The 12,335-nt window shown below is 40.1% G+C and carries 10 protein-coding genes and 6 tRNA genes; 3 read left to right on the forward strand and 13 right to left on the reverse strand.

The genetic code is table 11. From position 1 onward, the window contains the following. Window positions 1–14 precede the first annotated feature (14 nt). From QQK02_RS07210 to QQK02_RS07220, 3 genes are read right to left on the reverse strand one after another with little or no spacing between them, the layout of a single operon-like run. Window positions 15–1,073 (reverse strand): AI-2E family transporter, encoded by a 1,059-nt coding sequence (locus QQK02_RS07210; protein WP_284207306.1) that lies wholly within the window; start codon window positions 1,071–1,073, stop codon window positions 15–17. Window positions 1,074–1,133: 60 nt separating this feature from the next. Continuing rightward, window positions 1,134–3,626 (reverse strand): ABC transporter permease, encoded by a 2,493-nt coding sequence (locus QQK02_RS07215; RefSeq protein ID WP_284207307.1) that lies wholly within the window; start codon window positions 3,624–3,626, stop codon window positions 1,134–1,136. A 2-nt stretch (window positions 3,627–3,628) separates the two neighbouring features. Further along, window positions 3,629–4,336, reverse strand: coding sequence for an ABC transporter ATP-binding protein (locus QQK02_RS07220; RefSeq protein WP_284207308.1), 708 nt, complete (start codon window positions 4,334–4,336; stop codon window positions 3,629–3,631). On the opposite strand from QQK02_RS07220, the gene QQK02_RS07225 reads away from it, so the two are divergent. Further along, window positions 4,335–4,964 (forward strand): arylesterase, encoded by a 630-nt coding sequence (locus QQK02_RS07225; protein ID WP_284207309.1) that lies wholly within the window; start codon window positions 4,335–4,337, stop codon window positions 4,962–4,964. The two genes, QQK02_RS07220 and QQK02_RS07225, sit on opposite strands and share 2 nt — an antisense overlap. Here the strand turns inward: QQK02_RS07225 and QQK02_RS07230 are convergent. The 8 genes from QQK02_RS07230 to QQK02_RS07265 form a co-directional block, all read right to left on the reverse strand. Further along, a complete protein-coding gene (locus QQK02_RS07230; RefSeq protein WP_284207310.1) occupies window positions 4,961–5,197 on the reverse strand; it encodes a hypothetical protein in 237 nt (78 codons plus the stop codon). The genes QQK02_RS07225 and QQK02_RS07230 overlap by 4 nt on opposite strands. A gap of 128 nt (window positions 5,198–5,325) precedes the next feature. Continuing rightward, the gene (locus tag QQK02_RS07235; protein WP_284207311.1) at window positions 5,326–6,180 is read right to left on the reverse strand and encodes an EAL and HDOD domain-containing protein; all 855 of its coding nucleotides are present in this window, start codon (window positions 6,178–6,180) and stop codon (window positions 5,326–5,328) included. 173 nt (window positions 6,181–6,353) lie between these two features. Beyond that, window positions 6,354–6,429, reverse strand: a tRNA-Glu gene (locus tag QQK02_RS07240). Window positions 6,430–6,514: 85 nt separating this feature from the next. Further along, window positions 6,515–6,590: transfer RNA gene (locus QQK02_RS07245), tRNA-Glu, on the reverse strand. Between the two features lie 39 nt (window positions 6,591–6,629). Continuing rightward, window positions 6,630–6,705, reverse strand: a tRNA-Glu gene (locus QQK02_RS07250). 40 nt (window positions 6,706–6,745) lie between these two features. After that, window positions 6,746–6,821: transfer RNA gene (locus QQK02_RS07255), tRNA-Glu, on the reverse strand. A 79-nt stretch (window positions 6,822–6,900) separates the two neighbouring features. Beyond that, window positions 6,901–6,976 (reverse strand) — tRNA-Glu (locus QQK02_RS07260). 76 nt (window positions 6,977–7,052) lie between these two features. Beyond that, window positions 7,053–7,128 (reverse strand) — tRNA-Ala (locus tag QQK02_RS07265). A 365-nt stretch (window positions 7,129–7,493) separates the two neighbouring features. Between QQK02_RS07265 and QQK02_RS07270 the strand changes: the two genes are divergently transcribed. Continuing rightward, window positions 7,494–8,420, forward strand: coding sequence for a gluconeogenesis factor YvcK family protein (locus tag QQK02_RS07270; RefSeq protein WP_284207312.1), 927 nt, complete (start codon window positions 7,494–7,496; stop codon window positions 8,418–8,420). A 6-nt stretch (window positions 8,421–8,426) separates the two neighbouring features. On the opposite strand, the gene dcd is transcribed toward QQK02_RS07270, so the two are convergent. Together dcd and apbC are read right to left on the reverse strand one after the other, a co-directional pair. Beyond that, window positions 8,427–9,020 (reverse strand): dCTP deaminase, encoded by a 594-nt coding sequence (gene dcd, locus QQK02_RS07275; protein WP_284207313.1) that lies wholly within the window; start codon window positions 9,018–9,020, stop codon window positions 8,427–8,429. A 3-nt stretch (window positions 9,021–9,023) separates the two neighbouring features. Continuing rightward, window positions 9,024–10,133 carry an iron-sulfur cluster carrier protein ApbC gene (gene apbC, locus QQK02_RS07280; protein ID WP_284207314.1) on the reverse strand — a complete coding sequence of 370 codons (1,110 nt, stop codon included), beginning with the start codon at window positions 10,131–10,133 and terminating at the stop codon, window positions 9,024–9,026. Window positions 10,134–10,260: 127 nt separating this feature from the next. Here apbC and metG point away from each other — a divergent pair, with 127 nt between their 5' ends. Further along, entirely contained in the window at window positions 10,261–12,288 is a 2,028-nt protein-coding gene (metG, locus tag QQK02_RS07285; RefSeq protein WP_284207315.1) for a methionine--tRNA ligase, read from the forward strand. The last annotated feature ends 47 nt before the right edge of the window (window positions 12,289–12,335 follow it).

Below are 12,335 nucleotides of genomic sequence, written 5' to 3' on the forward strand. Positions count from 1 at the left end.
TAAGTTAGCTGTTGTTAAGATTTATCATCAGAAGATAACATTACCGCAAACCAACGGCCTTCTTCTGAGTTTTCTAAACCAATCTTAATAATCATGGTGAGCGGCACCGATAAAAGCATACCCACGGTACCAAACAACCATCCCCAAAAGATTAACGAAAGAAAAACAACCAGCGTCGATAAACCCAGTCCTTTGCCTAAATACCTTGGCTCGATAATATTCCCCATAACGGTGTTAATCAGTACATAACCTAAACCAATTAACCCTGCACTTATCGGATTAAGCTGAATTAACGCAAGTAATACCGTAGGAATTGCGGCTAACATTGAACCGATGTTAGGAATAAAGTTAAGTAAGAACGCCAGAACACCCCACAACAAATAAAAATCTAAGCCGAATGCCCACAGCATAATACTCACCAATACACCTGTTAGCACACTTACAGCCGCTTTGATTGCAATATAACTATTCACTGATGAGATAAACTTTTCGATTTGATTAAGCCGCATTTCTGGATCGTCTAACGCCAAGTGAATTTTACGAGGTAAGCCTGATGCCTCAAACAGCATAAAGACAACGGTTAGTATAATCAGAAATAAATTGGCCATTGCCCCACTGAGGCTTGAGAACATATTCGTTGCCAGATCCATTGCTGCGCTTGGATCAAAGTATTCCAACACTAAATCTGACGACAATTGAATATTCAAATCGTTGAGTCTACTAACAAGCCAAGTAAACTTTTCATTCAATTGCTCTTTGTACTCTGGGAGTAATGCGGTTAGTTCATTAAGAGAACTACCAACTAAACCAGCAAGTACCATAACAAGGGTGACAAACATCATTATCACCGTACTTACAGATATCCATTTAGGAATATTGTAACTGTCGGCTTTTTTAACCAACGGGTTACACATAATAGTGATAAACGTCGACATTAAAAACGGCAAAATCAGATTTGTTGACGCTTTCAAGCCGGCGATAATAATAAACAAAGCAGCAATGAACACGAAGGTTCGAATGATGCTTTGCTTACTTTGTGTAATTGGAGACTCTTCCAAGATCTTTTTTATCATTTAATTCATCATCTTAATTCGCAATACTTCAAAGCATATCATAGATGATTTACAAAAAATCTACATGGTTCTCCTAATTAAGGTAACACTCGAAAGTTTAAGCAGTCGTGAGCAGGATAAAAAGCCTACGATACCTACAAACAGTGCACCTGATACAATCCCTATTAGCCAATAAGATAAATGCAAACTAGGCGTCATATCGAATACTCTTGTCTGCAAGATATAAACCGCGATCTCCATTGCAATACTTGCCATTAAACCAGCTACAGCGCCAAGCGCAACAAACTCATAAAGCACACTTAAATTCAACATCTTACTTTTTGCGCCAAGTGTTTTTAAAATAGCAAGTTCTCGTTCTCGCTCTTCCATACTGGCTTGAACTTGGGCAACTAAAACCAGTGAACCCGCAAGTACAACTAATATCAGAACAAACTCTATCGCCAACGAAACTTGCGAGATAACGGTACGCAGCTGATTAATGATCGCTTCAACATCGATCATCGATACGGTTGGATAATCCGTTAAAAACTCCTGCAATTTAGGTTTGTTTTCTTCGGTGATATACATAGAGTTGATGTAACTCGCTGGAAAGTCAGACAACACCTTAGGATTGAAAATCATATAAAAGTTTGGCTGCAATGAATTCCAGTTAACCTCTCTAATACTGGTAATTGGCACCTCAACCACGTCACTACCAATTTGAAAGCTCAAACTATCGCCAATGCTCACCTCAAGGCGCTCTGCTAGCTTTTGCTCGATAGAAACCTGTGCTGATTGTGAGTCTTGCTGCCACCAACTGCCATCAAGGATTTTGTTTTCACTTGGTAAGTCATTACGCCATGTTAAATTTAACTCACGCCCAACACCACGACGCGCTGTATCATCTTTTGTTTCGTCTTCTTTAGTTGCTCGACGAATCGTTTTAACGTCATTGATAGCGGTTAAACGGCCCCTTACCACTGGGTATAAGCCACTCGATACAATATTATGTTGCTCAATAAAAGCTTCAACTTCATCCACTTTATCATGCGCAATATTGACTAAAAATCGGTTAGCGGTATCTGCTGGTAGTTGACGTTGCCACTCATCAATGATCGCCCCCTTCATAACAAAAATCAGCAGTAACAATTCTATCGCTATTGTAAAACTAATAAGCTGAACAGCATTTTCATTAGCTCGACGTTTCAAATTAGCGAGTGCTAAATGCCACGACTTGCCAGCTTTTGCACCTGCACGACGACTTAACATTAAAATCAGCTTTGCGGTCAGCATAATCACGCCAGATACGAGCAAGCCACCGACAACCAATGCAAGTGAAAGCGGTAAGTTTTTACTAAATAACCAAATCAATAAAAACAATGCAGAAATTGCTGGTATGTGAGCATACCAAGGTAGTGCTTTGTTGTTAAAGCCACGAAGAATACTTAAAGGAGATGTATTAATAAGCTCCTTAAGCGGCACAATAGCAAAGGCACAGGCGCATATCACACCAGTAAAGCTTGCGACAAGCAATGGATACAGCTCGATTAATTGACCTTGTATTTGTAGCTGATCTTTTACGCTGTTTAAGCCAATAGCCAACAATAGAACACCGACAAGCAAGCCGGCAATGATACTCACCGCACTTAATAAACTCCAGTGAAGTAAATAGACCTTACGAACGTATTGTTTGCTGGTACCCATCGCTTTGAAAATAGCGACAACACTTTGTTGGCGTTGTGCATATCTACGCCCTGCTACAGCTACTGCAACAGCAGCCAACACAATGCCCAACATACTAGCTAATGATAAATATTTTTCAGCACGGTTTAAGGCATTTGCTAATGAAGACTGGCTATCTTTAATATCGTACCAACGCTGGCTTTCATTAACTTGCGGTTTTACCCATTCTTCAAAGTCTTTAATATCACTAGGCTCACCCGCATATAAATACTCATACCAGATCCGTGACCCTGGCTGGATCAACCCCGTTTCTTGCAAATCATCGAAATGAAGGATAATAGTTGGACCTGAGGTAAACACACTAAAGGAAGCGTCTGGTATTTGATTTATAACCCCTTGAATAACAAAGCTTTTATTACCTATTTCAATAGAGTCGCCTTCGTTAACATCAAGTTTCGATAGAATACCCTGTTGTACCCATACTCGATTAATATCAGGTGCATTTACGGCACTTTCAACGCCTTCTTGCTCAACAAGTAGATCACCCCTTAACGGATATAAATCAGTGACCGCTGTTAAGGACGCTAACACCATACGTTCTTCAGAGAACACCATCGATGTCATAAAGACCTGTGTAGCACTATTAACATTGAGCTCATCGGCTTTAGCTTTGACGTTTTCAGATAAGGGCCTTGAAGTGGCCCATACTCTGTCAGCAGCAATAAACGCGGTACTTTCATTAACCAATGCATTTTTAATATGATTAGAAAAGCCAGTTAACGAAAAAACTGCTGACACCGCTAAAATAATAGCTAGCGCAACAATCGTTAATTCACCGCGCTTTAATTCATGTTTTAATAACGATAAAGAATGTTTAAACCAATTTTTCATGCTTAAACAACCTCTACGAGCGGCGCTGGTTGTTCTTCTAAATGACCATTATTCATCACTACCTGTCGCTGGCAACGTTCTGCTAATTTTGGGTCATGAGTCACCACGACAAGGGTTGTACCTGCCTGTTGATGGAGTTCAAACAATAGGTTTTCAATTTGTGCACCCGTTGTATTATCAAGGTTTCCCGTAGGTTCATCAGCAAATAATATATCAGGTTGGGTAATAAAGGCGCGCGCAATAGCAACACGTTGTTGCTCACCACCGGATAACTGTGAAGGGAAATGATCACCACGCTCTGATAGCCCAACCTTCGTCAATAGTTCCTGTGCTAATACTTCTGCATTATCCATATTGGCTAACTCTGCAGGCAACATGATGTTTTCTTTTGCAGTAAGGCTGGGGATCAACAAAAACTGTTGGAATATAAAGCCAACATATTGCCCTCTGATCGCAGCCCTTGCTTCTTCATCTGCTACATGTAAAGCTTGACCTTTGAGGTAGACTTCGCCACTGGTAGGAATATCGAGACCAGCAATAATTGACAGTAACGTAGTTTTTCCTGAGCCAGAAGAGCCAACAATCGCAATAGTTTCACCTGCATTTACTTCTAGTGAAACATTTTGCAGAATATCAATGGTTTTACTGCTTAAATTCACCGATTTATTAAGCTGGCGAACATCTAAAATTTTATTAGGATCTATCTTCATGATTAAAAAAGCTTTTCTTGTAATTAATTTCTTACTTCTGTGTTTACTATCTTCACATACACAGGCATCAACGTCTATTTTATTGCTAGGTGATAGCTTAAGTGCAAGCTACGGAATGCAACAAAATGAAGGTTGGGTGCATTTGTTAAATCAAACATTTGAAGCTGAAAACAAAGGTTATAATATTGTTAATGCTAGCATAAGTGGTGAGACGACAGGTGGCGGCCTGTCTCGATTTCCTGGGATTTTGTCGAAAGAGAAGTTCGATTATTTAATTATTGAATTAGGCGGAAACGACGGTTTAAGAGGTTTCCCACCTGCAACAATTAAACATAATCTCTTACAAATAATCGACATGGCAAAACAAGAAAACATTACCGTTTACTTGATGGAAATACAGATACCACCAAATTACGGACCACGTTATAGCAAAATGTTTACAGATGTTTTTGCTACGGTGGCAAAGGAATCAAAGATCACTTTATTACCTTTTTTCATGACAGAAGTCGCTATTAATCCTGAATTAATGCAAAACGACGGGATTCATCCAAATAAAAAGGCACAAGCAATTATTGCAGACAATATGAAGCAAGTCATCGAGACCAACATCCCAAATACGGCAAGTTAAATGCCGTCGTAATTCTCAGACCACTTTATAGCATCTTGGTAAGCGGGGTTGAGCAAGTTAGCATTGAGGCGCATATTTTGTGCCTCTAGTTCCGTGAAGTGCCAACTGCCCTGCTCTAAAAACTTAATTGAACGCAACGCTAAGGCATTAGGTGACTGATTTTTATCATCTTCATCTAAGACAACATCTTCAATATCAGATGACATAGGTAAGCGCTCCAGTACTTTAGTCATCGGAGTTTCCATAATTGCATCGAGCAATCAATACATGCCGACTAAAAAGCCAGATTCTGCTTGATGAGGCGACATTTTTTGCAAAAAAGCTCACAATATTTAGCTCGAATTACACACATTTTAGTTAATTATGGTGTCTTGGTTTGAACGAGAAACGTGGTAACAAACAAGTTTAGCAAGTGACGAAGTTGTGAATCACCAAGATAGGTCATTGCCTCTTTAATGCAGGAGATGCGTGTCTTTAACGGAAATCTACCTGAGTTTACAAAGCACAACAATCGATAAGCAAGCGCACTGTCTTGCTCAAGTAAATTTTGTATTTTACGATGATTAAGCTCTGTTGCGATAGACTCTTGAAACAACAACAGCAAGTGTTCATTTGTGTCATTTTTATGAACCGATTTCATTTCTGGCTTAGTAAAATAGTAGCCTTGAAAGAAGTGAAACCCCATATCCATTGCTTGCTGATACTCTTCTTGAGTTTCAACTTTTTCAGCAAGTAATTTTATGTTGGTTTTTTCTTTAAGTTGAATGATTAAAGGTTCAATTTTATCTAAAGGCGTATGCATTAAATCGAACTTAATCACTTCGACTAACTGAAGGAATCTTCGCCATTCACGCCTATAGACAAAGTCATCAAGCGCAAAGGTATAACCTTGGCGATACATTTCAACGCAAGCTTGATAAACCTCATCTGAGGGGGTGACATCTTCAAGGATCTCGATGACAATTTCATGTTTTGGTAGCAATAGAGGTAAACGCTTTAGTAAACTCTCTTCAGAAAAATTAATTAATGCCAGTTTTCCACCGCTAACCTCACTAATACCTTTATTAAAATGCGTTCGACTAATAAGTTTTGATGTTGCTTCATGAGCATCAATATTGGGAAAAAAGTTTTCTGGGCCGTCACGAAAGAACAACTCGTAAGCGACTAAATTTTTCCTTCGACCTAGTATCGCCTGTCGAGCTAAATACAGTTCCATATTGTCCTCTTATTAGATCATCAGATCGTGTTCATAAAATCCTAAGGAACATTATATGGACTCCTAATTTTAATACTGTTAGGAATGTGTAAAGCTGTTGGCTAATTTGTTAACAAGACATGATGGTAAATTTCAGGCATAAAAAAACCGACTGACGTCGGTTTTTCTAAAAGTGGCATCCCTAAGGGGATTCGAACCCCTGTTACCGCCGTGAAAGGGCGGTGTCCTAGGCCTCTAGACGATAGGGACATCAAGCTTCGCAGCCTACATCGCTTAACAATGCACTTTCGGCCTATTGAAAGTTACATTACGATGTATATTTGTTATTGGAAATTGGCATCCCTAAGGGGATTCGAACCCCTGTTACCGCCGTGAAAGGGCGGTGTCCTAGGCCTCTAGACGATAGGGACACTAAGTGTGCTAATGCACAAATCCAATAACTGCAAAAGTGGCATCCCTAAGGGGATTCGAACCCCTGTTACCGCCGTGAAAGGGCGGTGTCCTAGGCCTCTAGACGATAGGGACGCTAAGATGCTACTTGCATAAACTTTTTGAAATAAGAAATTGGCATCCCTAAGGGGATTCGAACCCCTGTTACCGCCGTGAAAGGGCGGTGTCCTAGGCCTCTAGACGATAGGGACACAACAAATAAATTTGTTCTATCTGGCTATTGATTATAAATGTACTTACTTACAATGCCTTTCTTATTTCAAGAAATATTGGCATCCCTAAGGGGATTCGAACCCCTGTTACCGCCGTGAAAGGGCGGTGTCCTAGGCCTCTAGACGATAGGGACGCAACATAAATAACAACAGGACCTAGACGTTGTTATCCATTTGCTTTCACGCGACTTCTATAGACTAAAACTAAAGTGGTGGAGCTATGCGGGATCGAACCGCAGACCTCTTCGCTGCCAGCGAAGCGCTCTCCCAGCTGAGCTATAGCCCCACTGAAGCTGCTAACAAGTGACCTAGTACTTGTTGAAAGCGAGGCGAATTCTAAGCACCACCTAGTAAACTGTCAACCATTAATTCAAATAAATTAGCATTTTTTACAAATAACTTGCCTAAGTGATTACCAAACAATCAATTCGCTCATTTTTTGTTGGTTTGTATCATTTTTCAATAGTTTAAATCGTTACAAACGCCCTACGCTTTTGTCATTTTTTGTTTATAAATGACAACCGTTATACCAAGTAAAGTGTGCTTTAACTAACCAAAGTAGCAATTTGACAGCCCCTATCACCCACAACACTTTATTTTTATTGCCTTTAACGGTATTGTTAAGGAATAAATTTATGACATTTTTATTTCATGCAATTAAAAAACGCAAACGTAGTCGCTATTGGTGGTGGTCATGGTTTAGGCAGAACGTTGTCTACGCTATCCTTTTTAGGTGATCAACTAACAGGTATCGTTACCACAACAGATAATGGTGGTTCGACGGGTCGGCTAAGAAAGCGAAGCAGTTCAATTGCGTGGGGTGACCTTAGGAACTGTCTAACCCAATTAGTTAATGATCAATCTGTTGGTAGTCAGTTATTTAATTTTCGGTTTGACGGTGAGGATGAACTTGGCGGCCATAACCTTGGCAACCTTATCTTATATGGTCTAGGTCAAATTCACTCGAGGCCGATAGAGTCTATTGAGCTCGTTCGCAATATTCTTCAGGTAAAAACACAGGTTTTACCTATGTCTGAGGCCCCTACTGATTTGATGGCATTCTATCCGGAAGGTCGATGTCGGGTTGGTGAGTTGTCTGTTGATGACATGCCTATTATGCCAAAAAGCTTATTACTGGCTCCTCTAGTCAAAACACCAGCGCAATGTATTGATGCCCTATTAAAGGCTGACATCATCATTCTCGGCCCTGGTAGCTTCTTAACGAGTGTAGTACCTCCCTTATTAGTAAGAGATATCAGCAAAGCCATTGAGCAAAGTAAAGCCCATTGCATCTTTTTAGATAATGTCGTAAAAGAAAGAAGCCCTGCAGCGGCTTTAACCTTAGATGAAAAACTTGTGTGGATTAAAGAGAATACCAATCATCATTTAATTGATACGGTAATCACTCAAGATGAAAACGCAACGTCTGAGTTAGCGAATGTTATTGTACATGATCTTACTTGCGATGATGTACCACATCACCATGACAAAGCTAAACTTATCGCTGCGGTTGATATGTGCCTAGAGCAAACCAGTCAGAAGCAAAGTAGTTTGCCACTTAAACTGGTTAAGCCCTAATAATCACTATTTGCTGGTATCGTCTTCACTAATACGACTAGCAACCGCACCCATTTGACCTTTATATTTCGCGTCGTCACGCTTGTTATAAGGCTTATCAGCACTTCCAGACATGGTTTCAAAGTTCAATGCAGCAATTTTCATCTTAGGACGCAGTGCTAATGGAAGCTTACCACTGTTATAAAACTCTAAAACGATTTGACCTGACCAGCCGGGATCAATTCGATGTGCAGTGACATGTACCATTAAGCCTAATCGCGCTAAAGAAGAGCGACCATCTAACCAACCAACGATGTCGTCTGGCAAAGTGACCGATTCATATGTAACTGCTAAAGCAAGTTCACCAGGATGTAAGAAAAATGCATCGCCATCGGCAATCACAATTTCCTCGCTCATGACTGACGCCATCGCCTTCTGCACATCTGCCTTAGGACCGCTTAAATCTATGTAAGGTACAGTATGATCTTTAAAAACTCTAAATTCATTGCCCAAACGAATATCGACACTCACACCTGAAATCATCGTTGAGTCAGGTCTAGGCGTAATAATAATTTTTTCTTGTTCGATATGTTGTTCTATATCTTTATCGCACAATCTCATGAGTTACACTTCTTTTATTAAAATATCTGGTGTATCAGGGCTACGCTTATCTTTGGTTAAAAATAACTGCCCCGCTAAATTACGAGCTATCTTAAGGTATTGTTGTGCTATCTGACCAGTAGAATTTTCAATAACTTGGCTAAGACCTTGATCTGCATTTTCTCGTACTGCTAATGACAGTGGCAACTGACCGAGCAACGGAACATTATGAGCTTTTGCCGCGTCAACACCGCCCTGCTCACCAAAAAGAAAGCTTTGATGACCACAATTGTCACAAATGTGGTAGCTCATATTCTCTATCAGCCCCAAAATAGGTACATTAACTTTGTCAAACATCGCGATCCCCTTATTAGCATCGGCTAATGCGATATCTTGGGGTGTTGTTACGATGACTGCTCCACAAACAGGCACTTTTTGAGAGAGAGTTAATTGAATGTCACCTGTTCCAGGAGGCATATCAACAATTAAATAATCTAATTCAGACCATCGTGTTTCGTTTAACAATTGATCGAATGCGCGGCTAGCCATTGGACCGCGCCAAACAGCTGCATCACTATCAGGCACTAAAAACCCTATCGACATTGCCTCAACACCCAGACCATTAACCGGTATCATCGACTTGCCATCTTCACTCATCGGCTTTTCGTTTTTAACACCCAACATTAATGGTATCGAAGGTCCATAAATATCCGCATCTAGAATGCCTACACGGGCACCTTCTGCCTGCAATGCTACCGCAAGATTAACAGCCGTTGTTGACTTACCGACTCCCCCTTTACCTGACGCAACCGCGATGATATTTTTAACATCGGCAATATCGTGCTTTTTAATGGGCATTACCAGCAATGTTAAGTCGATAACAACTTGCTTGTTTATTGCTTTGGTCAATTGATGAGAGAGTTCATCTAACTCAGTTTGGCAAGGGAAGCCAATTTCCCCTTTTACAACAATATCCTTTTTGCTTTCTTTAATCGTTAAATGTTGGCAACAATTAATCACGCCTTTAGGGAACGCTTCACTGTGATATTGCGCCAACGTTGATTCAACAATGACTTCGTTTTCAGTAGGTTCGCTATTACGAGGATCCGATGAAGAAAAGAATTTACTAAACAAAATTACGACCTTTATTTGTCTGTATGCAAAAAACAACAGAAATAATAATGAAAGATGATGGTAAATTTTGTACCATTGCGCCATTGATTACCATATAAAATAATTTATTTAATTCATGGCAGATTCTATGTCCTCAGAAAATCGTAAAATTCTTGTTACTTGTGCGCTTCCATACGCCAATGGTTCTATTCATTTAGGCCACTTACTGGAGCATATCCAAACTGATATTTGGGTGCGTTTTCAGCGAATGCGCGGCAACGAAACTTATTTTGTTTGCGCCGATGATGCTCACGGTACGCCTATTATGTTAAAAGCTCAGGAATTAGGTATTAGTCCAGAGCAAATGATTGACGGTGTTCGTGAAGAGCACATGGCAGATTTTAACGACTTTTTGATTAGCTTTGATAACTACCACTCTACACATAGTGAAGAAAACAAAGCGTTTGCTAGTGAAATTTATAACAAGTTAAACGACAGCGGTTACATTAAGACGCGCACCATCTCTCAACTATATGATGAAGAAAAAGGTATGTTTTTACCTGATCGTTTCGTTAAAGGTACTTGTCCTAAGTGTGGTAGCGAAGACGAAAATGGTGATAGCTGTGATAACTGTGGCGCGACTTATTCTCCCACTGAAGTGATTAACCCACGTTCAGTGGTATCAGGCTCAATGCCTGTTCTACGTGATTCTGAGCACTACTTCTTCGACCTACCAGAATTCGAAAAAATGTTGAAAGACTGGACAACTGGCGGCTCGTTGCAAGAAGAAATGGCCAACAAACTAAACGAATGGTTTGAGTCTGGTTTACAGCAGTGGGATATTAGCCGAGACGCACCTTACTTTGGCTTTGAAATTCCAAATGCGCCGGGTAAATTCTTTTACGTTTGGTTAGACGCTCCTATTGGTTACATGGGTAGTTTTAAAAACTTATGTGACAAACAAGGTATTGATTTTGATACCTACTGGAACAAAGACTCTGATGCAGAGCTTTACCATTTCATCGGTAAAGACATCATTTACTTCCATTCACTGTTTTGGCCAGCAATGCTTGAAGGCGCGGGTTATAGAAAACCAACTTCAGTTTATGCCCACGGATTTGTTACGGTAAATGGCGCTAAAATGTCTAAATCTAAAGGTACCTTTATTAAAGGGCGTACTTATTTAGATCATTTAAACCCAGAGTATTTACGTTATTACTATGCCGCTAAGCTAACTAATCGTATTGATGATTTAGATCTTAACCTAGAAGATTTTGCACAACGTGTTAACTCAGATTTAGTCGGTAAAGTTGTCAATATCGCATCACGATGCGCAAGTTTTATCACGAAGAAATTCGATGGCACATTATCAGCGAATGTTGATGATCAGGCCCTTGCTGATGAAGTAATGGCAGCAGGTGACAAATTAGCGGCGTTATACGAAAACCGTGAATTTGGTAAAGCGATGCGTGAAATCATGGCACTGGCAGACAAAGTTAACGAATACATTGCTGTTAAAGAGCCTTGGCAGCTTATTAAAGATGAAACTAAGCAACAAGAAGTGCACGACATTTGCTCGCTTGGTATCAACATGTTCCGCATCTTAATGACTTATTTAAAACCTGTGTTACCAGCACTTGCACAGAAAACAGAAGCGTTCTTAAACGATGAGTTACGATGGGAAGGTCATAAATCATTACTTGCTGATCATAAAATCAATAAGTTTAAAGCGTTAATGCAGCGTATAGAAATGGATAAGGTTGAAGCGATGATTGATGCATCGAAAGAGTCTTTACAACAAGACAAGAAAGCCGAAATCACTGGCCCTCTTGCTGATGATCCAATCAGTGAAGAAATTCAATTTGATGACTTTGCTAAGATCGACTTACGTATTGCAAAAATCGTTAAAGCTGAACACGTTGAAAAAGCAGACAAGCTATTACGATTAGAGCTTGATTTGGGTGACGAAACTCGCCAAGTGTTTGCTGGTATCAAGTCAGCATACCAACCTGAAGATTTAGAAGGTAAATTAACGGTGATGGTGGCAAATTTAGCGCCACGTAAAATGCGCTTCGGTATGTCGGAAGGCATGGTATTAGCTGCAGGTCCAGGTGGTAAAGACTTATGGATACTAAATCCTGAGGATGGTGCCCAACCAGGCATGCGTGTAAAATAAAACGTCATTGATTCAATAAAGCGAGCAATAGCTCGCTTTATTTTTAT

Origin of the sequence: Thalassotalea eurytherma (assembly GCF_030161415.1) — a bacterium.
Lineage (GTDB): Bacteria > Pseudomonadota > Gammaproteobacteria > Enterobacterales > Alteromonadaceae > Thalassotalea_G > Thalassotalea_G eurytherma.